Source organism: Nonomuraea corallina, from assembly GCF_027620315.1.
In the GTDB taxonomy this organism is placed as follows: Bacteria; Actinomycetota; Actinomycetes; order Streptosporangiales; family Streptosporangiaceae; genus Nonomuraea; species Nonomuraea corallina.
This window is the reverse complement of the sequence record NZ_JAPNNL010000015.1, coordinates 24,559-48,786: the sequence shown is the minus strand read 5'-3', so window position 1 is coordinate 48,786 and position 24,228 is coordinate 24,559. Positions and strand designations below refer to the sequence as shown.

18 protein-coding genes are annotated in these 24,228 nt (G+C 73.1%); 10 read left to right on the top strand and 8 right to left on the bottom strand.

Features of this window, described 5'->3' with window-relative positions:
* Nucleotides 1-10: 10 nt before the first annotated feature.
* The 3 genes from OUY22_RS06395 to OUY22_RS06385 all read left to right on the top strand — a co-directional run bounded on the left by OUY22_RS06395 (nt 11) and on the right by OUY22_RS06385 (nt 5,550).
* Nucleotides 11-334 (top strand): MFS transporter, encoded by a 324-nt coding sequence (locus OUY22_RS06395; RefSeq protein WP_270153846.1) that lies wholly within the window; start codon nt 11-13, stop codon nt 332-334.
* 72 nt (nt 335-406) lie between these two features.
* A complete protein-coding gene (locus OUY22_RS06390; RefSeq protein ID WP_270153845.1) occupies nt 407-2,281 on the top strand; it encodes a sensor histidine kinase in 1,875 nt (624 codons plus the stop codon).
* Between the two features lie 47 nt (nt 2,282-2,328).
* Nucleotides 2,329-5,550, top strand: a complete 3,222-nt coding sequence (locus OUY22_RS06385) for an AfsR/SARP family transcriptional regulator (RefSeq protein WP_270153844.1) — start codon at nt 2,329-2,331, stop codon at nt 5,548-5,550.
* A gap of 10 nt (nt 5,551-5,560) precedes the next feature.
* Here OUY22_RS06385 and OUY22_RS06380 read toward each other — a convergent pair whose 3' ends face one another.
* Complete coding sequence (locus tag OUY22_RS06380) at nt 5,561-6,352, bottom strand: ABC transporter permease (RefSeq protein WP_270153874.1); 792 nt, start codon at nt 6,350-6,352, stop codon at nt 5,561-5,563.
* Between the two features lie 5 nt (nt 6,353-6,357).
* Nucleotides 6,358-7,347: an ATP-binding cassette domain-containing protein gene (locus tag OUY22_RS06375; protein WP_270153843.1), complete on the bottom strand. Its 990-nt coding sequence runs from the start codon at nt 7,345-7,347 to the stop codon at nt 6,358-6,360.
* A gap of 96 nt (nt 7,348-7,443) precedes the next feature.
* On the opposite strand from OUY22_RS06375, the gene OUY22_RS06370 reads away from it, so the two are divergent.
* Nucleotides 7,444-7,965, top strand: coding sequence for a PH domain-containing protein (locus OUY22_RS06370; RefSeq protein ID WP_270153842.1), 522 nt, complete (start codon nt 7,444-7,446; stop codon nt 7,963-7,965).
* 116 nt (nt 7,966-8,081) lie between these two features.
* On the top strand, nt 8,082-9,668 hold the full coding sequence (locus OUY22_RS06365; RefSeq protein ID WP_270153841.1) for a PH domain-containing protein: 1,587 nt from the start codon (nt 8,082-8,084) through the stop codon (nt 9,666-9,668).
* Between the two features lie 157 nt (nt 9,669-9,825).
* Here OUY22_RS06365 and sepH read toward each other — a convergent pair whose 3' ends face one another.
* The 4 genes from sepH to OUY22_RS06345 all read right to left on the bottom strand — a co-directional run bounded on the left by sepH (nt 9,826) and on the right by OUY22_RS06345 (nt 16,560).
* Nucleotides 9,826-12,732 carry a septation protein SepH gene (sepH, locus tag OUY22_RS06360; RefSeq protein WP_270153840.1) on the bottom strand — a complete coding sequence of 969 codons (2,907 nt, stop codon included), beginning with the start codon at nt 12,730-12,732 and terminating at the stop codon, nt 9,826-9,828.
* Between the two features lie 511 nt (nt 12,733-13,243).
* A complete protein-coding gene (locus OUY22_RS06355) occupies nt 13,244-14,524 on the bottom strand; it encodes a D-arabinono-1,4-lactone oxidase (RefSeq protein WP_270153839.1) in 1,281 nt (426 codons plus the stop codon).
* Nucleotides 14,525-14,574: 50 nt separating this feature from the next.
* The gene (locus OUY22_RS06350) at nt 14,575-15,249 is read right to left on the bottom strand and encodes a polysaccharide deacetylase family protein (protein ID WP_270153838.1); all 675 of its coding nucleotides are present in this window, start codon (nt 15,247-15,249) and stop codon (nt 14,575-14,577) included.
* A gap of 99 nt (nt 15,250-15,348) precedes the next feature.
* The gene (locus tag OUY22_RS06345) at nt 15,349-16,560 is read right to left on the bottom strand and encodes an MFS transporter (protein WP_270153837.1); all 1,212 of its coding nucleotides are present in this window, start codon (nt 16,558-16,560) and stop codon (nt 15,349-15,351) included.
* 126 nt (nt 16,561-16,686) lie between these two features.
* Here OUY22_RS06345 and OUY22_RS06340 point away from each other — a divergent pair, with 126 nt between their 5' ends.
* Nucleotides 16,687-17,853: a lytic transglycosylase domain-containing protein gene (locus OUY22_RS06340; RefSeq protein ID WP_270153836.1), complete on the top strand. Its 1,167-nt coding sequence runs from the start codon at nt 16,687-16,689 to the stop codon at nt 17,851-17,853.
* Here OUY22_RS06340 and OUY22_RS06335 read toward each other — a convergent pair.
* The gene (locus tag OUY22_RS06335) at nt 17,844-18,821 is read right to left on the bottom strand and encodes a ferrochelatase (RefSeq protein ID WP_270153835.1); all 978 of its coding nucleotides are present in this window, start codon (nt 18,819-18,821) and stop codon (nt 17,844-17,846) included. The two genes, OUY22_RS06340 and OUY22_RS06335, sit on opposite strands and share 10 nt — an antisense overlap.
* Before the next feature lie 76 nt (nt 18,822-18,897).
* On the opposite strand from OUY22_RS06335, the gene OUY22_RS06330 reads away from it, so the two are divergent.
* Together OUY22_RS06330 and OUY22_RS06325 are read left to right on the top strand one after the other, a co-directional pair.
* On the top strand, nt 18,898-20,874 hold the full coding sequence (locus OUY22_RS06330) for a S9 family peptidase (RefSeq protein WP_270153834.1): 1,977 nt from the start codon (nt 18,898-18,900) through the stop codon (nt 20,872-20,874).
* Complete coding sequence (locus tag OUY22_RS06325) at nt 20,874-21,689, top strand: inositol monophosphatase family protein (RefSeq protein WP_270153833.1); 816 nt, start codon at nt 20,874-20,876, stop codon at nt 21,687-21,689. Before OUY22_RS06330 ends, OUY22_RS06325 begins: the two co-directional genes overlap by 1 nt.
* Before the next feature lie 71 nt (nt 21,690-21,760).
* Here OUY22_RS06325 and OUY22_RS06320 read toward each other — a convergent pair whose 3' ends face one another.
* Nucleotides 21,761-21,925 carry a hypothetical protein gene (locus OUY22_RS06320; RefSeq protein WP_270153832.1) on the bottom strand — a complete coding sequence of 55 codons (165 nt, stop codon included), beginning with the start codon at nt 21,923-21,925 and terminating at the stop codon, nt 21,761-21,763.
* A gap of 234 nt (nt 21,926-22,159) precedes the next feature.
* Between OUY22_RS06320 and OUY22_RS06315 the strand changes: the two genes are divergently transcribed.
* Both OUY22_RS06315 and OUY22_RS06310 read left to right on the top strand, forming a co-directional pair.
* Nucleotides 22,160-22,813 carry a response regulator transcription factor gene (locus tag OUY22_RS06315; protein ID WP_270153831.1) on the top strand — a complete coding sequence of 218 codons (654 nt, stop codon included), beginning with the start codon at nt 22,160-22,162 and terminating at the stop codon, nt 22,811-22,813.
* A 35-nt stretch (nt 22,814-22,848) separates the two neighbouring features.
* Nucleotides 22,849-24,192: a sensor histidine kinase gene (locus OUY22_RS06310; protein WP_270153829.1), complete on the top strand. Its 1,344-nt coding sequence runs from the start codon at nt 22,849-22,851 to the stop codon at nt 24,190-24,192.
* Nucleotides 24,193-24,228: the final 36 nt, after the last annotated feature.

Here is a 24,228-nt window from a genome sequence, read left to right as displayed (position 1 = left end):
GATGGCCGTCATGGGCGTGGGCTTCGCGCTGACGTCCTTCGTCACCAGCACGGCCATGCTGGCGGTCACCATCGCCGTGTGGACCGCGGGTGAGATCATCACCGCGGGCATCGCCGGGACGATCCTGACCAGGCTCGCCCCGGCGCACCTGCGCGGCCGGTACGCGGGGCTGTTCGGGTTCGCCTGGTCGGCGGCCGGGATGCTGGCCCCGCTGCTGGGCAGCGCCCTGCTGGAGGCGGGCGGGCAGCCGGCGCTCTGGTTCACGGTGGGCGGGATCGGCCTGGCCGCCGCGGCGGGGATGCTCGCGATCGGCCCCGCGATCCGGCGCCGTTGAACGGATTTTGATTCGTCGTTGGCCCGGCCCCGATAATTTCCTCCCAGCCTGCAGGCTGGGAGGACGGATTTCATGCGCCACGCACGGGCGGCGCGCGGTGCGGCGATCGGGCTCGCGACCCTCGCCATCGCGTTGGAGCTCGCCAACATCTGGGTGACCGCCCGGTTGCCGCCCGCGCCGTACACGCCGCTCCCGTTCGCGCCGGAGGACGTGGCCGGCACCGCGTTCCCGGTGTTCGGCGCGATCCTGGTCCACCGCAGGCCGCGGCTGGTCATCGGGTGGCTGCTCTGCGCGGGCGGCGTGAGCGCCGCCGCGAACATCCTGTCCGCCAACCTCATCGCCCTGTACGGGGACCCGGGGTGGGCCTGGATCGTGGTCGAGTCCACCTGGCAGGCGTGCCAGCTCTCGCTCGGCGTGCTGCTGCCCCTGCTCTACCCGGCGGGCCGGCTGCCGTCGCGGCGCTGGCGGTGGGCGGTCGTGCCGGCGGTGACGGGTCACCTGCTCGACTGGGCCGCGCTCCTGACCGTGGACCGGGAGCTCAGGGAGGCCTCCCACGTCCTGGTCACCGCCGGGATGGCGCTGGCGTTCACCTCGCTGGCCGTGCGGTTCGCCCGGGGCGACGCGATCGAGCGGCGGCAGATCCTGTGGCTGCTGGTCACCCTGCCGGGGCTGCTGGTCCCGTGGATGCTCGGCGGGGCGGCCTGGTGGACGGCCTCGTTCGGCATCCCGCTGATCCCGGCGGCGATCGCCGTGGCGGTGCTGCGCTACCGGCTGTTCGGCATCGACACCCTGATCAGCCGGGCCGTGGTCGGCACCGGGCTCGCCCTGGTCGTCACCTCCGTCTACCTGGCGGTGGGGGCCGCCTCCAGCCTGTTCCTGGCCGAGGTGCACTCGATCGCCGGGCTGGCGGCGGCGCTGTTCGCCGGGGCGTTCTTCCATCCGATGCGGCAGGCGCTGCAGCGCGGCGTGGACCGCCTGCTCTACGGCGGCACCGGGGTGCCCGCGGAGCTGGCCGAGCGGCTCAAGCACCGCCTGCAGCGGGTCGATCCGGGGCACGGGCTGCTGGCGACGCTGGAGGTGCTGCGTGAGGGGCTGTCGGTGACGGGGGTGGCGGTGGAGCTGGACGGCGCGACCGTGGCCACGGGCTCGCCCGAGCCCGTGGCCAGGAGAATCCCGCTGGTCTGGCACGGCGAGCCGGTCGGGCTGCTGCTCGTCGGCGGGACGGCCCGGCGCCGCTTCCCCGCCGCGCACGACGAGCGGGTGCTCGCGACGCTCTCCCCGTACATCGCCGACGCCGCGCACGCGGTGCGCATGACCGCGGCCGTGCAGCGGTCGCGGCAGCGCATCCTGGCGGCGCGCGAGGAGGAGCGCCGCCGCCTGCGCCGCGACCTGCACGACGGGCTGGGCCAGTCGCTCACCGGGATGGCGATGCTGATCAACGCGGCCCGGCTGTCCCTGCGCCGCTCCCCCGAGCAGGCCGATCGGCTGCTGAGCGACCTGCGCACCGGCATGGACGCGATCAGCGCCGACATCAGGCAGCTCGTGTACGGGCTGCGCCCGCCGGCGATCGACGAGCTGGGCCTGACCGGCGCGATCGAGGAGCTGGCCGGTACGCCTGAGGGGCCGGCGACCGCGGTGGAGACCGTCGGCGACCTGACCGGCCTGCCCGCGGCGGTCGAGGTGGCCGCGTACCGGATCGTCCAGGAGGCGCTGACGAACGCGCGCAAGCACGCCGCCGCGTCCGCCGTGACGGTCCGGCTGGAACGTGGCGACAGGATGCTGCGGGTCACCGTGACCGACGACGGGATCGGCCTGCCGCCGGACGTCCGCGCGGGCGTCGGGCTGGGGTCCATGCGCGAGCGCGCCGCCGAACTGGGCGGAACGTGCACGGTCCGGGCCCGTGAAGGCGGCGGGACGGTGGTCGGCGCGGACCTCCCGGCGCAATAAGCTCTCATTTACCTGCACGTCTGGATGGTCCTAGTCTTATGCCCACAATGTTGACTTTCACCGCGCTCGGACCGTTCCAGGCCTGGGCGGACGGCACCCCCCTCGACCTCGGCGGCCAGCGCCAGCGGGCGGTGCTCGCCCGCCTGATCGTGGCCGGCGGCCGGGCCGTGCCCGTGAACACCCTCATCGACGAGCTCTGGCCGGGCGAGCCGCCCGCGCAGGCCCTGTCGACCATCCAGGGATACGTCTCCCGGCTGCGGCGCGTCCTCGAACCCCGCCGGGCTCCCCGCGAGGAGGCCTCGGTGCTGGTGTCCGCCCCGCCGGGCTACGCGCTGCGTGCCCGGCCCGACCAGGTGGACGCGTGGCGGTTCGAGAGCCTGGCCAAGTCCGACGGCGCCCCCGCGGAGATCTGGGCGGCCATGGACGAGGCGCTGGCGCTGTGGCGCGGGCCCGCGCTGGCGGGGCTGTCCGGCGACCTGATCGCCGCCGACGCGGCCCGGCTGGAGAGCCGCAGGCTGGCGGTGGCGGAGGACCGCGTCGAGGCCGAGCTGCGGCTCGGCCGGCACTCCGGCCTGCTGGAAGAGCTGTCGGGGCTGCTCGCCGCCCATCCGCTGCGCGAGCGCCTGCACGGGTTGCGCATGAGGGTCCTGTACGAGTCGGGCCGGCGGGTCGAGGCGCTGGCGGCGTACGAGTCCGCCCGGCGCACGTTCCGCGACGAGCTGGGCGCCGAACCGTCCCCCGGCCTGGCCGAACTCCACCTCACCATCCTGCGCGCCGTCCCCGGACACCGGGGATCGAGCCCGTCGGCAGCTCCCGGAGAGACGCCGGAGGCGGCCGCGCCCAGGGGCGGGCCCGGCGCGGACCGTCCCCCGGAGGCGGCGCGCCGGAGGGGGAACCTGCGGGCCAGGCTGACCAGCTTCGTCGGCCGGGAGGAGGACCTGCGCCACACCGCCCGCCTGCTGGCGGGCAACCGCCTGGTCACCCTCGTCGGCCCCGGCGGCGCGGGCAAGACCCGGCTGGCCCTGGAGATCGCCGAGGCCGTGGAGCCCGACACTCCCGACGGGGTGTGGCTCGTGGAGCTGGCCGCCGCCCAGGACGCCGCCGAGGTCGTGCGGAGCCTGGTCGGGGCGCTGGGGATACGCGACGCGGTGTTCGCCCCCATGGGCGGCGCCGCCGTACCGAGGGAGCCGCTCGACCGGCTGACGGCGGCGCTGCGCGACCGGCGGCCGCTCGTCGTCCTCGACAACTGCGAGCACGTGGTCGAGCACGCGGCCCTGGTCGCCGACCGGCTGCTCGCTGACTGCCCGGGGGTCCGCGTCCTGGCCACCAGCCGTGAGCCGCTCGGCATCACCGGCGAGGTCACCTGGGCCCTGCCCCCGCTCGGCCTGCCGCCCGCGGACGCCTCTCCGGGCCAGGCCGCCGCCTACCCGGCCGTCAGGCTGTTCGCCGACCGGGCCGCCGGCGTGCGTCCCAGCTACCGGGTGGGCGCCGACGCCGGGGCCGTCGCCGCCATCTGCCGGGCGCTCGACGGCATGCCGCTCGCCATCGAACTGGCCGCGGCCCGGCTGCGGTCGCTGACCGCGCAGGAGATCGCCGCGCGGCTCGGCGACAGGTTCCGGCTGCTCAGCAGCGGCAGCCGCACCGCGCAGCCGCGCCACCAGACGCTCCGCGCCGTGGTCGAATGGAGCTGGAACCTGCTGGACGAGCAGGAGCGGACGCTCGGCCGCCGCCTCTCGGTGTTCGCGGGCGGCGCGACGCTCGCCACGATCGAGCACCTGTACGGGGACGTGCTGGACCCGCTGGCCCGGCTGGTCGACAAGTCGTTCGTGGTGTTCGACGGCGGCCGATACCGGATGCTGGAGACCATCCGCGCCTACGCAGCCGAACGCCTGGCCGAGTCGGGCGAGCTCGACGCGGTGTGGCGGGCCCACGCCCACTGGTTCACCCGCCTGGCCGAGACGGCCGAACCGGGGCTGCGCACCGGGGAGCAGCTCGACCGGCTGGCCGAGCTCACCGCCGAGCACGAGAACCTCGCCGCCGCGCTGCGCTGGGCCGTCGGCGGCGGCGACGCCGAGCTGGGCCTGCGCCTGGTCGGCGCGCTCGGCTGGTACTGGTGGCTGCGCGGGCACCGGGCCGAGGCCGCCGCACGCGCCCGCGAGGCGCTGTCCGCCGCGGGGCCGGACGCCGACGGCGCGGCCAGAGCCGTGGCCCTGGTCGTGTACGTGCTCAACGGCTACGGCACCCAGCTGACCTGGGAGGAGAGCCGGCAGGCGCTGGAGGAGACGCGTCGCCTGGGCGGCGAGACCCCGTCGCACCCGCTGATGGCGCTGGCCGGGCCGCTGTTCGTGCTCTACGGCAGCGGCCGGCCCAAGGACGAGGCGCTCGTGTGGGAGATGGACCGCCACACCGACCCGTGGGTGGTGGCCACCGGGCGGCTGCTGCGCGGGCTCGTCCACTACGCGTCCGGGCGGCTGGAGGACTCCGAGCGTGAGTCGCGGGCCGCGCTCGACGCCTACCGCGTCGTCGGCGACCGGTGGGGGACGGCCAACGCCTGCTCGACCCTGTCCAACGTGTACTTCCTGCGCGGCGAGTCCGAACGCGGGCTGGAGGTCATGAAGGGCGCGCTGGAACTGGTGGACGAGCTCGGCAGCGTGGAGGACACCGCCTACATGCGGGCCCAGGTGGTGCTCGGGCTGAACCTGCTCGGCCGCCGCGAGGAGGCCGAACGCCTGCTGCACGAGCTCACCCGGACGATACGGGACAGCGGCGACGAGATCGGCGAGGCGGGCGTGGCGGCCATCTGGGGCGAGTTCCACCGTCAGGACGGCGACCTGGAAGGGGCGCGCGAGCACTTCGCGCGGGCGCGGGCGCTCATGGAACGGGTTCCGGGAGCGCCGATCCAGATGGTGTCGGCGGTCAACACCTCCGTCGCCCTGGCCGCCGTGCACGACGGCGACCTGCCGCGAGCGCGGCGCCTGCTCGCGCTCGCGCTGGAGCAGGCGACCGAGGGGCACGACGCGCAGCTCATCGGCATCGTCGTGATCTCCTGCGCCGCTGTGGCGATGGCGGCGGGACGGCCCGAGGACGCGGCGGCGCTGCTCGGCGGCGCCGAGACGATCAAGGGCTCGCACATGGTCGTGGACCACGATCATGTGCGGATCACCGCCGACGCCGTGGCCGCGCTCGGGGAGCGGGAGTTCGCCCGCCACCGCGAACGCGGCCGCCTGATGAGCCAGGACGAGATCGTCGGACTCGGCATGCACGTGTGAATGATCCCATTCACACGTGACGGCGGAAGACCCTGATCGCCAGCGGCGCGAACACCACCATGAACCCCGCCGCCCACAGCAGCGAGATCAGCGTGGGCCCGGCCACCGCGCCGCCGATCAGCAGGCCGCGGATCGCGTCGGACAGATGCGTCACCGGGTTGACCTCGGCCCAGGCCGACAGCCAGCCGGGGAACGTGGCGGGATCGACCAGCGCGCTGCTGGTGAAGGTCAGCGGCATCATCACCGAGAAGGAGAACATCTGCACCTTCTCCGGGTTGGACGCCTTGAGCCCGATCAGCACCGACATCCACGACATGGCCAGCGCCACCACCACGAGCAGCGCCAGCGCCCCCAGCAACCCGGCCACCCCGGTGGTCACCCGGAAGCCGAGCACCATGCCGAACCCGACCAGCAGCGCGAACGCCCACACCTGCTTGAACGTGTCGGCGATGATCCGGCCGGTCAGCGGCGCGGAGCGGGCGATCGGCAGGCTGCGGAGCCGGTCGAAGACGCCCTTGGAGATGTCGGTGTTGAGGCCGATGGCCGTGGACAGGGTGTAGAAAAGGGCGTTCTGCACCAGCAGGCCGGGCAGCGCGAACTGCAGGTAGTCGCCCGTCGACCCGGAGATCGCGCCGCCGAACACGTAGGTGAACAGCAGCAGGAACATGATGGGCTGGATGCTCAGATCCAGCAGCTCCCACGGGTTGTGCTTGATCTGCACCAGGCTCCGCCAGGCCAGCGTCAGCGTCTGGCTCACCGTGGCGCCCGCGCTCACCCGCCTGGGCGGCGCCGGCAACGTCATCGCGGTCACGCGTAGACCTCCAGGTCGTCAACCTTCTCGTCGCCGGCTTCGCGCTCCTCCGCGCGGTGCCCGGTCAGGGCCAGGAAGACCTCGTCGAGACTGGACTTGCGCAGCGTCAGCTCGGAGGCGATGATCCCCAGGTCGTCGAGGCGGCGGACGATCGCCGGCACCACGGCGGGGTCGCGCACGGCGGCCGTGACCCGCCCTCCCGACACCTCCGGAGGGTCGCCCACGACCTCCTCGACCACCGCGGACACCGTCGGCAACTGATGCTCGGCGGCCGGCCGCACCTCCAGCACCTGCGCCCCCGTGGTGGCCTTGAGCTGGTCGGACGTGCCCGAGGCGATCACCTTGCCGTGGTCGAACACCACGATGTCGTCGGCCAGCTGGTCGGCCTCCTCCAGATACTGCGTGGTCAGCAGCACGGTCACGCCGTCGGCCATCAGCCCCCGCACCACCCCCCACAGCTCGGTGCGGCTGCGCGGGTCGAGTCCGGTCGTCGGCTCGTCCAGGAACAGCACCTGCGGGCTGCCGACGAGGCTCGCCGCCAGGTCGAGCCGCCTGCGCATGCCTCCGGAGTAGGTCTTCGCGGCCCGGCCGCCCGCGTCGGTCAGATGGAACCGCTCCAGCAGCGCCGCCGCCCGCCGCCGCGCGTCACCCCTGGACAGGCCCAGCAACCGGCCGATCATCAAGAGGTTCTCGACGCCGGTCAGCATCTCGTCGACCGCCGCGTACTGGCCCGTCAGTCCGATCATCGAGCGCACCTGGTGGGCCTGGCTCGTCACGTCGAACCCGTGCACCGACGCCCGGCCGGCGTCGGGCGTCAGCAGCGTCGCCAGGATGCGCACCGCCGTGGTCTTGCCCGCCCCGTTGGGGCCCAGCACGCCCAGCAGCCTGCCCGCGGGCACGGCCAGGTCGACGCCGTCGAGCGCTCTGGTCTCCCCATAGCGTTTGACCAGGCCCTGAGCCTCAATCGCATAGTGATTCCCTGTCATGGGCACCACTCTGCCGGAGGGCACTGACATCCTCACGACGCCGATCCGGACACCGCTGACAGATCGCTGACATGACGCGAGCCCTAAGCTGGCCTTGTGACGTCATCAGGTCCCTTGCGCGACCCCGCCAACCGCGTCTCCCCCCGGGCCCGCGGGCTCTGGCTGCTGGAGGCGCTGTTCGGGTTCGTGCTGCTCGTCGGCGGGTCGGTGCTGGCCGGCGGGTGGGTCGGCGGCAGCGGATGGGCCTGGGTGCCGGAGTGGTTCGCCGCGCGGCCGTGGCTGCTGCCGGTCACGGTGGCGGTGCTGACCACGCCGTTCCTGGTGGCCGAGCCGTTCGTGCGGTACGCGGTGCATCGGTGGGAGCTGTCCGGTGACGTCGTCTACGCGCGGCAGGGATTCCTGACCAGGGAGTGGGTGTTCGTGCCGGTCAGCCGCATCCAGACCGTCGACAAGGGGCAGGGATGGCTCGAACGGATGCTGGGGCTGGCGACGCTGGAGATCCGCACCGCCTCCCACGCCGGATCGTCGACGATCAAAGGACTGGACTTCCGGGTGGCGGCGGAACTGGCGGAGGCGCTGGCGCGCCGGGCCGAGCAACTCAGGGACGACGCGACATGACCAACCCCGCCGACCAGCCCCCGGTCCCGCCGTCCGGCGGCGCGAGCGGCTCACCGGAACGCGCGGACGACGGCCCCCCGCCCGTCGGTGGTGCGGGTGAGGGGCCTCATGAGGGAATGCCGTACGGAACCACCCCGCCCGGTCCGCCTGAAGGCGCTCCGCCCGGTCCGTACGGGGGCGTGCCGCCGGGGCCGTTTCCGGTGCCGCTGCGGCTGAGCCCGAAAGTGCTGCTCATCGACCCCGTACGGATGCTGCCCTCGCTGCTGGTGCCGCTGGTCGGCGTGCTCGTGGTGGGCGGCTTCTCGTCCCGGTCCTACCTGTGGGCGGCGCTCGGGCTGGTCGGGACCGTGGTGGTCGCCGTCATCCGGTGGGCGACGTTCACGTACGAGATCGTGGGCGACCGGGTGGAGATCAAACGCTCGCTCATCAGCCGCTCGATCCGCACCATCCCGCTGGAGCGGGTACGCGGGGTCGACGTGTCCACCCCGCCCATGCACCGCCTCCTCGGCCTGTCCGTCCTGAAGATCGACACGGGCGCGACCGGCGGAGACGGCGAGGCCACCCTCGACGGCATCACCGTCCAGGAGGCCGAACGGCTCAGACCCCTCCTGCTGCGCCGCGCCGGCACCGCCCCCGCGTCCGACGCCGGGCCCGCCGTGGAGAGCGCCGCCGACGCCGGACCCGCCGAGCGCGTCATCTTCGCCGTCCCGCGCAGGTGGCTGCTGTACGGGCCGCTGTCGGGCGCGTACCTGCTGACCCCGTTCGCGCTCGTCGGCGGCGCCATCGGCCTGGCCTTCCAGTGGGGCGACGATCTCGGCTTCGGCCAGGACGCCGCCTGGAACGTCGGCCAGTGGCTGTGGGCGCGCCCGTCGCTGCTGGTGGCGGCCGTGGTCCTGCTGGTGACCGCGATGCCGTTCGCGGGCGGCGTCATGTACGCGGTCTTCAACTGGGACTTCCGGCTCAAGCGGCGCGACGGCTACCTCGTGGCCGAGCGCGGGCTGATCAACCGGCGCAGCGTGTCGCTGGAGTCGCGGCGGGTGCGCGGCTACGAGATCGTCGACGGGCTCGCCGAACGCTGGGTCGGCGTGGTCCGCGCCTGGGCCATCGTCACCGGCCTCGGCGACTCCGAGACCCGCGGCCAGCTTCTGCCTGTCGTCCCGCGCGCCGACGCCACCACGGTCACCGGCGAGGCCATCGGCCCCTACCGGTCCAGCCTGCGCCCCCACCCGCCGGTCGCCCGCAACCGCCGCCTGTTCAGAGCCGTCTTCCCCTGGCTCATCCCGGCGGCGGCGGCCGGACTGCTGCTCCTGCTGACCGGGTCCGCCGTGTGGTCGGTGCTGCTCGTGGCGGCGCTGATCCTGGCCGCTCTCGGGGTTCCGCTCGGGCTCGACCGGTACCGCTCGCTCGGCCACGGCTATGACGGCGAGCGGGTGGCGGTACGCTCCGGCTCCCTCAGACGGTCCATGGCGGTCGTCGAACGGCGTGCCGTGGTGGGCTGGCGGCTCCGCCAGACCTGGTTCCAGCGGCGGGCGGGAGTCTTCACCCTGACCGTGGGGGCCGGCGCCGGCAAGGGCGGCTACTCGGCCATCGACGTCTCCGCGGCCCAGGCCAGGGACTTCCCCGCCGAGGTGACACCCGAATGGCTGGCCCCGTTCCTGAACGCCCCGCCCACCGGCACCCCTCGCCCACCCACCTCCGGCTGACCCGCCCCCCGGGGTTCCCGGCTCGTGCTCTTTGAGCTGGTCGATGCCGGAGGTTGGCGGGCGGCCGTGCGTGGCGCGGTTGAGCGCTTCCCCTGAGATCCGGCGTCTCCGGGCCGGTCGGTCACGGGTGTGGCGGAAAGCGCTCGCGGCTGCGGCGTCAGTCCTGGCGGCGGGCGCCGAACATGATCTCGTCCCACGTCGGCACCGAGGCGCGGCGGCCACGCGAACCCTTGCGCGCCTGCCGAGCCGGGGCCGGCTTGGGCGCGGGTGTCGGGGCCGGCGGCTCCTCCTTGGCCGGAGACTCCTGCTTGACCTGGTCGTCCTTGCTCGTCCGGGCCGCGGGCACCGCCTTGCCGCCCTTGGGCTGCGGCTTGCGTCCACCTCCCGCCGGTTCCGGCCCGGCCGCCTTCTTCGCGGGCGCTCCGGTCCGTACGGGGGCGGCCTGGCTTTCCGGCTCCTCACGTACGGCGGGAGCGTCGGCGACCTCCGACCCGCTGGCAGCCGGCGCGTGGACGGCCGGCTCCCGGTTCGGCGCGTCGGCCTTGGAGTCCTCCAGCTCACGGGCGGCGGCCTCAGCCGGGGACTCCCCGACCCCGGCGGCCGTCGCCGCAGCGAGGGCTTCCCCGGCCGCGGTGTCACCAGTGGAGTCCGCTGCGTCGCCCTTCGAACCCTCAGCCCCGGCGGTGGCGGCAGTCGCGCCTCCAGCGTGGGCGTGGGTGTTCGGAGAGTCGGAGGTCGCGTCCCCGGCCTTGGCACCGGCAGTCGCTTTGGCGGCGGTCGCGTCCTCGGCCTTGGGGTTGGCAGTGACGGTGGTCGCGTCCCCGGCCTCGGAGTCGGCAGCGGCGGCGGTCGCGTTCCCTGCCGTGGCGGCGGTGCCGGCAGGGGCGGCGGTCGCATCTCCAGCCTTGGAGATCGCGCCCGCGGCGTCGGTGGCCGCCGGGTGAGCGGTCGCAGCACCCTCTGCTGCGGCTGCCGCCTGGCCGGTCACGCCGTCCGCGTCGGCGGCCCCTGCCACGCCGTCCGTGTGGAGGGCTCCGGTCCCGCCGTCGGTTTCGGCGGCTCCGGCCGTCACGTCATCGGCGGTCGAAGTCGCCGCTTCCGCAGCCACAGGCCGGGCGACGGGTGGCTCAGGCTGCGCGGGCGCGGCTTCGGCCTGTCCGTGCGATGTGACCGTCCGTTCGGGCGAGGTCTCGGTCCGCGTGACCGGGCCCGCAGGCGGGACCTCCGTTCGCGTGGCAGGTTCCGTCCGCTCCGCCGGTCCTGCCGGGACGGGCGAAACTCCGGCCTGCTCGGCCGAGGTGGTCTGTGGCGGGGTTCCGGGCCGCGCGGCCGGGGTCGGCTGTGCAGGCGGCGTCGTAGTCTGCCCGGCCGGTCCTGTCTGCCCGGCGGGTCCTGTCTGCGCGGCTGGTCCTGTCTGCCCTGCCGATCCTGTCTGCGCCGCTGGTGCCGTCCGCGTGGGTGACGCTTCGGTCTGGGCTCCCGGTGACGCCTGCTCGGATGACGTCGGCTGCCCGGTCGCTGCCTCAGGCTCGTCGGTCGAGTCGTCGCGCGTGCCGGATGCGCTGCCGGCGGTGTCGGTGGGCGTCGCGGTGCCGGCGGCGGAGGTCGCCGCAGGCTGGGAAGACGGCGCGGCGGTTTCTGAAGACGGCGCGGCAGCCTCCGGAGACGGCGCGACAGCTTCCGGAGACCCGGCGGCGGTCGAAGTCGAGGGCGCCGGGGTCTGCGCGGACGCCGGTGCGGTGTTCTCACGATGACTGGTGGTCGGCGACGGCTCCGCGCCGGCCGGAGCGGCGTCGGTGAACGCCAGCTGAGCCGGTCGGCCGTCCGCAGGCTCCGCACGGGAGGCGGTCTCCGGACGGGACGGAGGCTCCGAATGCGACGCAGGCTCCGGACGAGGCGCGGCCTCTGGACGAGGCGCCGTCTCGGGACGGGACGCTGCCTCTGGGCGGGACGCCGTCTCGGGGTGGGACGCCGTCTCTGGGCGGGGCGCGGGCTCCCGATGGGATGCGGGGTGTGTGCCGGTCGGGCCGGGGTCGGGCGTGGTGGGGCGGCCGGGGTGGGGCGTACCCGGGTGGGGGCGTCCGTGGTCCGGCTGTGGTGTGAAGGGCTGCGGTGCGGCGGGGCGGTCGTCGGCGACCCGATGGCCGGGGCCGGACGAGCGGTCACGGGTGACCCGGTCGTCGGCGGGCGCGTAGAAGGGCTGGGGCCGCGACGGGCCCAGGTCCGGCAGCCAGGAGGAAGGGCCGCGGCGGGCGTCGTCGCGGGCCGGCGGCGCCGGGTCGGGGTCGTAGGCGGACGGCGGCAGGTCGACGGGCAGCTCGCGGGCCCGTGGGTCGTAGCCGACCGCCGGCTTCTCGGGCTCGGACTCCTGCCTGATCACGGACGGGAACGGCAGCGGGTCGGACGCCAGCGGCGGCACCGGCTGCAGCTTGGCCACCCGGGGCGCGAACGGGGTCACCGTGGTGTCCTCCACCACGGGATCGGGGTCGAAGTCGGCCGACGACAGGCGGTGGGCCTCGTCGTCGTGCGGGGTCACGTGGCGGCGGCGGGGGTCGAAGAGCCATTCGGCGTGGCGCGTGTGACCGTTCCACACGTAGCCGAGCTTGACCCGCCACAGGCCGTCGTCGCGCTTGGCGGAGTCCCAGTCGATCTCGTCGGTGGGCACGCCGCGCCGGGTGAGCCGCTCGGCCACCAGCTCGCCCAGCGTCGGGCCGGCCGCGGTCTCGCCGGGCATGCGGACCGTGACGCGCTGCGCCTGCTGGGCGACGTACTCACGCTCCTGGAGCACCGGCCCCTCGAACCAGCGGACCCGCTCGACCGGGATGCCGGCCGTGGCGGCGATCTCCTCCGCTGTCTCCCCGGCACGGATGCGGGCCTGGATCTCCTTGGGGCGCAACGGGCTCTCCACTTCGATCTCGTACTGACCGAGACGGGAGAAGTTGCCACGGACGGCAGCACGGAGCCGATCGTCCACAGGAAGAGTGAAGCGCGTGCCCCGCCCGGCTGTTGCCAGCACGAGGTAGGTGCCGTCCTCACTCACCGCGACGAGTCGGAGCTCCTGCATGCGAGTCCCTTCGTCAGCGTCGTCATTCTTCCCCCGGACCCTTGAGTCTCTCGCGTGTGCCGGTTGCCTGCCAGCACCGTACCCGGCATGTCCGAACATCGCCTTGCCGGGATAGCTCCGGGGCGATGTGACGCCGGTCACATTTGACGATTCCATCCTTTCAGAGACCGCCCGTGCGCAGGAGGAGGTCGGGCGTCCTCGTCGGATTGTGGCGCATCGGACGGCGGCCCGCCGCCAGAAGACGGGCGCGCGGCCCGGTCTCCCCGGCCGCGGCGGGCCGAACGGCGCGGCGTGGCGGCGCGGTGGTCACGGCGGTGGTCACGGCGGCGGCAGCACAGGTGGCGGCGCAGGTGAAAGGGGCCGCGGGCACGTGCGCGGCGGCCGGGCCGGAACGTCGGGGCACGATGGACCAGGCTGCCCCGCCCGCCGCTCGCGCGGGGGCGTGACACGCGCTCCCGCCTGTTCGCGCGCCGGTTCTTTACCCGGGGCAGACCCACCGGGCCGTCCCGCGTCAGGGGCCGAGCACCCGGTCCAGGTAGTCGTTGCCGAAGAGGCGGTCCGGGTCCAGCCGGTCGCGCAGGGCGGTGAAATCGGCGAAACGCGGATACACGCCCGAGAGGTACGCGGCGTCCCTGGTGTGAAGCTTGCCCCAGTGCGGTCGGCCGCCCAGCCTGGTCATGATCTCCTCGACGCCCTCGAAGTACGCCGGGTTCGGGGTCCGCCGGTAGATGTGGCAGGCCACGTACGCGGTCGGTCTGCCGTACGCGGTCGACAGCCAGGCGTCGCTCGGCGGTGTCACCCGCACCTCGACCGGGAAGGTGATCTTCCAGCCCATCCGGTCGATCAGGTCGCGCGTCTCGCGCAGCGCCTGCCCCAGCCGCTCGCGCGGGATCGCGTACTCGGTCTCCAGGAACCGCACGTCCCGCCGCGCGGTGAAGACCTTGTACGAGGCGTCGACGCACTCGGAGTCGCCCAGGGCCGCGGCGTTGACGGCGTTGATCCGGGGGATCAGGCCCGGCAGGCGCGCGCCGACCGCGCAGGCGGCGCCGAACACGGTGTTCTCCAGGAACACGGCGTCCAGCCAGTGCCGGAACGCGCTCGGCGGCGCGGCCGGCCCCGGATGCCGGTTGTTGGTCTTGACCAGGCACGCGTCGGTGTGCGGCAGCCAGAAGAAGTCCAGGTGCTCGTGCTCGCCGGTCAGGGCGTCGAGCGAGTCGAGGATGCGGCTGAGCGGCATCCGCCGGCGCCGGTGGTGCAGCAGGAACGCCGGCTCCACCCGGAAGGTGACCGCCGTGAGCACGCCGAGCGCGCCCAGCCCGACCCGGGCGGCGTCGAACAGGTCCTCGCCGGGTGCGACGGTGACCGTCGAGCCGTCGGCCGTCACCAGTTCCAGGCCGGTCACCTGGTCGGCCAGGCCGCCGGCCTCGCGGCCGGTGCCGTGCGTGCCCGTCTGGATGGCGCCCGCGACCGTCTGCTCGGTGATGTCGCCCATGTTGGCCAGGGCCAGGCCGCGCTCGGCCAGCAGCGTGTTCAGCGTCCTGAGCGGGGTGCCGGCCAGCACGGTGACCTGGTCCCCGGCCCAGGAGCGGACCCCGGTGAGCCCTTCGGGGCGCAGCAGGATCCCGTCGGTCAGGGCCACCCCGGTGAAGGAGTGGCCCGTGCCGGCCATGCGCAGCCGCCGCCCGCCCGCCGCCGCGTCCCGGACGGCGCGCGCCACGTCCCCGGCGGACGCGGGGGTGCGCACCTCGGCGGGGGAGCAGGTCTGGTTGCCCGCCCAGTTGGTGAACGCCATGAGGAGGCTCTCCCTGGCTGGAGCATGGTCACGTTAAACGTGAACAATACTCACTGTTCCCAGCCTTCAGGTAGCGGGAAGACGTCGCCGGCCTTGAGGTCCTCGCCCTTGATGACGTCGTCGACGGTGACCAGGTGGTATCCGCTGCGCTGCAGCGTCTTGATGATCGAGGGCATCGAGTCCACCGTCTGCTTCACCCAGTCGTGCATGAGGACGATGCTGTTGCCCTTGGCGACCGACAGGGTCTGCTTCTTGATCTTCTCTTCGTTCCTCGACTCCCAGTCGCGCGAGCCGCCGGTCCACAGGATGATCGGCATGCCGAACTCGGCCGCGATGTCCTGGACCGTGAGGTCCGACAGCCCGTACGGGGGACGCAGCAGCTTGGGCTCGACCCCGGCCGCCTTCTTGATCTCGTCGTTGGTCTTCTTGATCTCGCTGCGGATCGTGGCCTCGGACGACTTGGTGAAGTCGGGGTGGGAGTAGCCGTGGTTGCCGATCGCGTGCCCCTCCTTCACCATCCGCTTGACGTAGGAGGGGCGGCTCTTCACGTACTGGCCCTGGAGGAAGAACGTGGCCTTGGCGTCGTACTTCTTCAGGGTGTCCAGCAGGGTGCCCGCGTACTTGCCCGGCCCGTCGTCGAAGGTGAGCGCCACGCACTTCACCTGCGAGCAGTCGACCTTCTTCGCCTTGGGGGCGGCGACCGCCGGCGCGGGAGCCGCCAGCACCGCAACTGCCGCAATGGCCAGAAGTGAAGTCAAATGTCGGGACATAACTGTTGTTTCCAATGTGAAGGGTGATGCGAGGGATGTCCCGACGGTAGCGGATCAGGTCCGGACCGGTGAAGGCGCCTCGGGAAGTCTCAGCAAACCCGAACCTCCGACGCCCACGACGACCGCGAGCGCCGCGCACGCCAGCGAGAACCCGTAGGCGCTGGACGCGCCGAACATCTCGGTGAGCCTGCCTCCCGCCCACGCGCCGATCGCCACGCCGAGCCCGATCGAGGTCGAGATCCACGCCATGCCCTCGGTGAGCAGCGACGGCGGCACCAGCCGCTCGGTCAGCGAGAAGCCGGTGATGAGGGTCGGCGAGATGGCGAACCCCGCGACGAAGAGCGCGACCGCCATGACCGGCACCTGCCCGATGAACACGATCGGCAGCAGGCCGACGAGGAACAGGCCGAGCGTGCGGACGAACCGGCCGCGCAGCGAGATCCGCCAGTTGCGCGAGCCGAACCAGAGTCCCGACACCAGCGACCCGCCCGCGAACGCGGCCAGCAGGAACCCGGAGGCGCCCTTGACCCCGTGCTCGGCGGCGAACGCCACCGTGATCAGGTCGACCGAGCCGAAGACCGCGCCGAGGTTCAGATAGACGCACGACAGCAGGGCGACGCCGGGGATGAGGATCGGAGTGCCACCGCTGCCACCGTTCGCACGGGCGGGCCGCACCGGTGGCTGGGTGCTCCGCTGCAGCGCCAGCGCGATCGACCCGGTGAACATGGCCACCATCGCCACGGCCAGGCCGGCGTACGGGTTCACGGCCGTGGCCAGCACGGTGACCAGCGCCGGCCCGGTGACGAAGATCACCTCGTCGGCGACGGACTCGAAGGCGAAGGCGGTGTGCAGCTTGGCCGATCCGGCGTGCAGGTGGCTCCAGCGGGCCCGGACCATCGACCCGAGCGACAGCGACGTGGCGCCGGTCAGCAGGGCGGCCGCGTACAGCGTCCACGCCGGCAGGCCGAGCCCGGCGCTGAGCATGAGCGCGACCACGGCGAGCGCGTTGACCACGGCGAACGGGACGATGATCAGGCTCTGGCCGAAGCGGTCGGCCAGCCGCCCGGACAGCGGGGCGGCGACGGCGAAGGCGAGGCTGCACACCGCGGACACGGCGCCGGCCACCGCGAACGACTCGGTGAGGCCCTCGACCAGCAGCACCACGCCGATGCCGAGCATGGACATCGGCCACCGTCCGATGAACCCGGCCAGCACGAAACCCTTGACCCCGGGCCCTGTGAACAACCCCCGGTAAGGCCCGATCATGGCATTTTCTCCTTACGTCAACGCATAACTTTGCGCATCGTCTGTCCGGATCGCAACAGTTTTCTCGGCGAGTGGATTAACGTGTCCCGGGTGTCCGGTCTTCCCTCTTTGCGTGCGGTGTTACTGATGGTCACCGCCGTGCTCGTGGTGACGATCGCCGCAGGCGGCGTGGTGCTGGTCATGGGCGAGGCCCCGCTGGAGCGGGCGGCTCCCCGGGAGACGGGGAAGCGCGGGGCCGAGCGGCAGACCGCCGGGCTCGACGAGCTCGTCCCGACCACGGCCCCCACCACGGCCCCCACCACCGCCCCCGTCAAGGACTTCGGTGAGGGCGGCGCCGGGGTGACGCCCACGCCGCCGCGCGTGCTCGCCATCGCGCCCGCCGAGGTGCCCAAGGAGACCCGCTTCGCGCTGTCCGCGCTGAAGCACGTGCAGAAGGCCATCGTGGTGGACGCGGGCTCGGTCAAGGTGGCCGGCACCGGGCTCAACCTGCTCGCCGTCGACCAGGCCGACTTCCGCTCCTGGACGCCCAAGGCCGTCGCCGACCATCCCGGCGTGTGGAGCGCGCTGGCCAGGGGCGAGTTCGTCGCCGACGCGGCGGCCGTGCGCACGTACGGGCTCAAGCTCGGCGCCTACTACCAGGTCGACGGCGGCCCCCGGCTGCGGCTGGCCGCCGCCGCCCCGCTCGGGCTGAAGGGGGTCGACGCGCTGGTCGGCACCGAGCTCGGCCGCACGCTCGGACTGGCCCGCGGCGTGGTGGTGCTGCTGCACGGCCGGGAAGGCAAGATCAGCGAGGCGGCCGTGCGCCGGACGCTCGGCCGTTCCGCACAGGTCGTCCTGCTCGACGCCGACCGGCGCCGGGCCCGGGTGCGGGAGCAGCCCGAGCAGCCCGAGCAGGCCGCCGTCACCACAGGCAGGCCGGGCAGCTATCTGGAGCTGTACAAGCAGGCCGCCACCCGCTGCCCCGGCCTGTCGTGGACCGTGCTGGCCGCCATCGGCCAGGTGGAGAGCAGCCACGGCCGCAACAACGGCCCGTCGAGCGCCGGCGCGCTCGGGCCGATGCAGTTCATGCCCGCCACCTGGAAGGCCTATGGCGTGGACGGGGACGGCGACGGCAAGAAGGACATCTGGAGCCCGTACGACGCGGTGCCGGGAGCGGCCAACTACCTGTGCTCCACCGGGGCCGGCCAGGGCGGCGAGAAGCTGCGCAAGGCCATCTGGCACTACAACCACTCGTGGGACTACGTGGACAAGGTGCTCGGCATCGCCGACGCCTACGCCCGCTCCTACACCTGAGCGGGCGCCTGAGCGGGCCGGCGCCTCGGCGCCGGGCAGCAGGTGAGCGGGCAGGGCACCGGCTCCGGCTCGTCCATCAGCTCGCGCACCATCCGCACGAACGCCGGGTGGATGCCCGCCGTGGCGGCCCGCTCCATCGGCAGCCCGAGCTCCTCGGCGACCTGCCTGGCCTCGGTGTCGAGGTCGTAGACGACCTCCATGTGGTCGGAGACGAACCCGATCGGCACCAGCGCCACGGCCTTGGCGTCCAGCGCGCGCAGGTGGTCGCAGACGTCCGGCTCCAGCCACGGCACCTGCGGCGGGCCGCTGCGCGACTGCCACACCAGGTCCCACGGCGCGGTGCGGCCCAGCGCCTCGTTGACCAGCTCGGCCGTGCGGCGCAGCTGCGCCTCGTACAGGCCGCCCGACGGCCCGGAGGCCTCCGCCATCGAGACGGGGATGCTGTGGGCGGTGAACACCAGCCGGACGTCGTCCTGGCCGGCCCGGTCCTGGAGCCGCTCCAGGGCCTGCCGGGTGTGGTCGGCCATCGCCTCCACGAACCCGGGGTGGTCGCCGAAGTGGCGCAGCTTGACCAGCTCGGGGCCGCCCTCGAAGGAGATCCTGGCGATGTCCTCGTAGTACTGGCGGCAGCTGGAGTAGCCCGCGTAGGCGGAGGTGGCGAAGACCGCGGCCTTGCGCACCCCGTCGTCGGCCATCCGCCGCACGGTGTCCTCGCCGAACGGCCGCCAGTTGCGGTTGCCCCAGTAGACCGGCACGCCCGCCACCGGTCGCAGCGCCTCGACCAGGGCGCGGTTCTGCGCGTTGATCGGGCTGACCCCGCCGAAGCTCTGATAGTGCTCGGCGACCTCCAGCAGTCGTTCGCGGGGGACGCCGCGGCCCCGGACCACGTTCTCCAGGAAGGGCATCACGTCGTCGGGCCCCTCGGGGCCGCCGAACGACAGCACCAGCAACGCGTCGTAATCTGCCACGTGAACCAGCCTAGGACGGCGTGCCGGTGGTCCCGCCAGGAGGCCGGTGGTCGTGCCAACAGGTAGGTTCGGATAAGTGAGCCCCTTTGACGATATCCGTGACTATGTAGCCATCCCTCGCGTCACCTCGCTGAAGCTCGCCCCCGACGGCTCCCGGCTCGTCTCCGTGGTCCAGGCGCTCAATCCGGACGGCAAGTCGTACGGCACCGCGCTGTGGGCGATCCCCCTCGACCGCGAGCCCTACCGCCTGACCCGTTCGGCCAAGGGCGAGTCGGCGGCGGAGTTCACCGCGGCGGGCGACCTGCTGTTCACCAGCGCCCGGCCCGATCCCACGACCGAGGACGGCGACGGCGAGACGGCCGCGCTCTGGCTGCTGCCCGCGGCGGGGGGCGAGGCGCGCCGGGTGGCCGGGCGCCCCGGCGGCATCGGCGCCTTCCGCACCGCCGGCGACACCGTCGTGTTCGCCTCCGACGTGCTCGACGGCGAGGAGGCCGACGAGGCCGAGCGGCGCAAGGCCCGCAAGGACGCCGGGACCAGCGCGATCCTGCACGAGGGCTACCCGGTCCGCTTCTGGGACCACGACCTCGGCCCCGGCCGTCCCCGCCTGTTCGCCGGCCGGCTCGGCCCCGACGGCCTGGAGCAGGTCCGCGACCTCACCCCCGACCCGGGCGAGGCGCTGCGTGAGGCCGACTTCGCGCTCACCCCCGACGGCCGTACGGTGATCACCACCTGGCGGTCCCCGCTGCCCGCGGGGGAGCGGCGCGCCGAACTGGTCGCGATCGACGTCGAGTCCGGGGAACGCCGCCCGCTCTTCGCCGACGAGGGCCACGACTTCACCGGCCCGCTCGCCGTCTCGCCCGACGGCGCCAGGATCGCCTGCGTGCGCGAGCGGATCGCGACGCCCGGCCTGCCGACCCGCGCCGAGCTGTGGATCGGCGACCTGGCCTCAGGACAGGCGCGGGCGTACGCGCCGGACCTGGCCGCCCCGATGGACGTCGTGTGGGCCCCCGACTCCTCCGCCGTGTACGTCGCCGCCGACCATCAGGGCCGCCGGCCGGTCTTCCACGTCCCGCTGGACGGCGAGGCGTCCCGGCTGACCGCCGACGACGCCGCCTACCTCGCGCTCAACGTCTCCTCCGACGGCGCCTCCCTGTACGCGCTGCGCAGCGGGATCGCGCTGGCCCCCGGCCCGGCCAGGATCGACGTCACCGGCGAGATCACCGACCTGCCCTCGCCCGCGCCGCGCCCCGAGGTCCCCGGCACGCTCACCGAGGTCACCGCGACCGCCGACGACGGCGTCACCATCCGCGGCTGGCTGGTGCTGCCGGAAGGCGCCGGCGCCGCCGACCCGGCGCCGCTGCTGCTGTGGATCCACGGCGGCCCCGTCGCCTCCTGGAACGACTGGCAGTGGCGCTGGCAGGCCTGGATCATGGCCCGCCACGGCTACGCCGTGTTGATGCCGGACCCGGCCCTGTCCACCGGCTACGGTCAAGGCATGATCGACCGCGGCTGGGGCGACTGGGGCCCGCGCACCATGGCCGACCTGGACGCCGTCGTGGACGCCGCCCTGGCCAGGGACGACCTCGACGTCACGCGCACGGCCGCGATGGGCGGCTCCTTCGGCGGCTACATGGCCAACTGGATCGCCGGCCACAGCGACCGCTACCGCGCGATCGTCACCCACGCCTCGCTGTGGCACCTCGACCAGTTCGCGGGCACCACCGACGGGGCCATGTTCTGGCAGCGCGAGTTCGGCCCGCCCGGCGCCGAGCGCTACTCCCTGCTCTCCCCGCACCTCGCCCTCGACGAGATCACCACCCCGATGCTCGTCATCCACGGCGACAAGGACTACCGGGTGCCGATCGGCGAGGCCCTGCGGCTCTGGTGGGACCTGCGGCGCACCGGCGTGGAGTCGAAGTTCCTCTACTTCCCGGACGAGAACCACTGGATTCTCCAGCCCGGCAACGTCGTCGCCTGGTACGAGACCGTCCTGGCCTTCCTCGGCCACCACGTGCTCGGCCAGGAGTGGAAGCGCCCGGAGTCGGTGGCCTGATGCCCGGCGCCACGACACCCGCCGGGTTCCTCCGGCTGGCCGAGGACATCGCCCGCGAGGCCGGCGACATGCTGCTCGCCAAGCGGCCCGCGATGTCCACCCGGTCCGCCGACATCCAGACCAAGTCCAGCCCCACCGACGTGGTCACCGTCCTGGACCGGGCCTCCGAGCAGCTCATCCGCGAGCGCATCCTGGCCGTCAGGCCCGGCGACCGGATCCTCGGCGAGGAGGAGGGCGACCATCCCGGCGAGACCGACGTGCGCTGGGTCGTCGACCCGATCGACGGCACCGTCAACTTCCTGTACGGGCTGTCCGACTGGGCGGTCTCCATCGCGGTCGAGGTGCGCGGCCGGGTGGTGGCCGGCGTGGTGAACGCGGCGGCGCGCGGCGAGGTGTTCACCGCCGCCGTAGGCGAGGGCGCCTGGCTAGGCGGCGAGAGGCTGCGCTGCAACCCCGCGGTGCCGCTCGGGCAGGCGCTGGTCGCCACCGGGTTCGGCTACGACGCGGCGCGGCGGGCCGTCCAGGCCGAGGTGCTGACGGCGGTGCTGCCGCGGGTGCGCGACATCAGGCGCGGCGGGTCGTGCGCCGTCGACCTGTGCTCGGTGGCCTGTGGACGGGTCGACGCCTACTACGAGCGGGGCGTCAACTACTGGGACTACGCGGCGGCCGGGCTGGTGGCCGCCGAGGCGGGGGCCAGGATCGGCGGGCTGAACGGCAGGCCGTACAACGGCGACCTGACGCTCTGCGCGGCGCCGGGACTCTTCGAGGACCTGCACGACCTGCTCGTGCCGCTCGACCCGGAACGCGACGCCTGACGACACGGCGACGGCCGGGACCCCTCCTCCCGGGCACCGGCCGTCCTGTCTACCGCGTCAGCGCGGCCACGTCATCGTGGCAGCGGGATACCGTGATCGTCCGCCAGGCGGCGCAGATCCTCGATCTCGGCGGTGAGGGTGTCGGCGAGGTAGTCGTCACCGGCGCTCCTGGCTTCACGCAGACCCTTGTAAGCCTGGTCGAGGCGGCTTTCGATCGTGGTCGTGAACTCGCCCATCTCACCTACTCTCTCAGGGGGTCGGCCCCTCGCGGGGCGAAGGCGCACCCGCCGCACAGGGCCCGGAGGGGACGCGGGCGCATGGGGTGTTTCGCTGGCATACCCAGACCCCTTGTCGTCCGAAACATGGATTTCCTTGTGGGCTGTGTCACCCGCACCTGGACCTCGCTTACCGTGCGCTTATCGAAAAGGCGGGCACAATGAGTCATCACAATCGGAGGAAGGTGTGACAGCGTGCGCGTACTGGTGGTCGAGGATGAGAAGGTTCTCGCCGACGCTATCGCGACGGGGCTGCGACGCGAGGCCATGGCCGTGGACGTCGCCTACGACGGCGGCGGGGCGCTGGAACGCACCTCCTACATCGACTACGACGTGATCGTGCTGGACCGGGACCTGCCGGTCGTGCACGGCGACGAGGTCTGCCGGCGGCTGGTCCAGCAGCGCACCAGCTCCCGGATCCTCATGCTGACCGCCTCCGGTGACGTGGACGACAAGGTGGAGGGGCTCGGCCTGGGCGCCGACGACTACCTGGCCAAGCCATTCGTGTTCATCGAGCTGGTGGCGCGGGTGCGGGCGCTCGGCCGCCGGTCGGCGCCGGCCCTGCCACCCGTGCTGGAGCGCGCCGGCATCCGGCTCGACCCCGGCAAGCGGCTGGTCGAGCGCGACGGCCGGGAGATCGTGCTGACCAAGAAGGAGTTCGCCGTCCTGGAGGAGCTGATGCGCGCCGAGGGCGCGGTGGTCAGCCAGGAGGACCTGCTCGACAAGGCCTGGGACGAGAACATCGACCCGTTCACCAACGTGGTGCGGGTGACCATGATGACGCTGCGGAAGAAGCTGGGCGAGCCTCAGGTGATCGAGACCGTGCCCGGCGTGGGGTACAAGTTGTGACGGAACGGCCTGATGGGGAGCCGGACCGGGAATCGGTGCCGACGCACCCGATGATCAGCCCGCACTCGCGCAGGGCGGCGCGCTCCGCCCGGCCTGGCGACCCGCCGGCCGGCAACCCGGGCAACCCGGGCAGCCCGGGCAACTCCGGCGCTCCGCCGCCGAGCGGTCCGCCGGTCTGGGACGGCCCGCCGCCGCCCGAGTACGGGCCCTTGGCGGGCGGCGCGATCCGGGGACTCAAGGGGCTGACGGGGAAGGTCAGCATCCGGTGGCGGCTCACGCTCACCTACAGCGCGATGTTCTTCGCGGCCGGCGCGATGCTGCTGGTGGTGATGTACTTCATCGTCCGGTCGACGCTCTACACCGGGTTCGAGTACCGGCTGCGGGTGCCCGGCTACATCTCGCCGGAGTTCGCCGCCGACCTGGAGCAGCAGGTCCAGCTGCTGCAGGTCAACCAGATCAACGAGGTGCTCGACACCCTGGTCAGGCAGTCCATCCTGGCCCTGCTGGGCGTCGGCATCCTCGCGCTCATGCTCGGCTACTTCGTCGCCGACCGGGCGCTGCGGCCGGTCACCCAGATGACCTCCACCGCCCGCAAGCTCTCCGAGAGCACGCTGGCCCACCAGCGCATCGGCCTGGAAGGGCCGGACGACGAGCTGAAGGAGCTGGCCGACACCTTCGACGACATGCTCACCCGGCTCAACGTCGCCTTCGACGCCCAGCGCAGGTTCGTCGCCAACGCCTCCCACGAGCTGCGCACGCCGCTGACCATCAACCGGACCGTGCTGGAGATCGCGCTGTCCGATCCGGAGGCGTCGCAGGACCTCAAGGCGCTCGGGCGTACCCTCCTGGAGGTCAACGCCCGCAACGAGAAGCTCATCGAGGGCCTGCTGCTGCTGGCCAGGAGCGAGCGCGAGCTGGCGGTGCGCAAGCCGGTGGACGTCAAGGAGGTCGCGCAGACGGCGGTGGACCAGGTGACGCCGTTCGCCGGGGAGCACGGCGTCACGGTCACCACCGAGCTGGTGAGCGCGCCCACCATCGGCGATCCGGTGCTCCTCGAACGGTCGATCAGCAACCTGCTGGAGAACGCCGTCAAGTACAACCTTCCCGAAAACGGAAAAGTCTGGATTCGGACGGGAATGGTAGACGGTGCCTTGGTTGTTCAGGTGGCCAACACGGGGCAGCATGTCCCCGCGTACGAGGTGAACAGCCTGTTCGAACCGTTCAGGAGGCTCAACGCCGACCGGCTGGATTCGGCCAAGGGAGCGGGTCTGGGGCTGTCCATCGTCCGTGCTGTGGTGCAGGCTCACGGCGGCAACGTCCACGCGGTGCCGCGGGAGGGTGGCGGACTTGTGGTGACCATCAGGCTGCCGCGGCGTTGATCCGGCGTGTTGCCCCACGGGGGGCGTCTCGTTCGC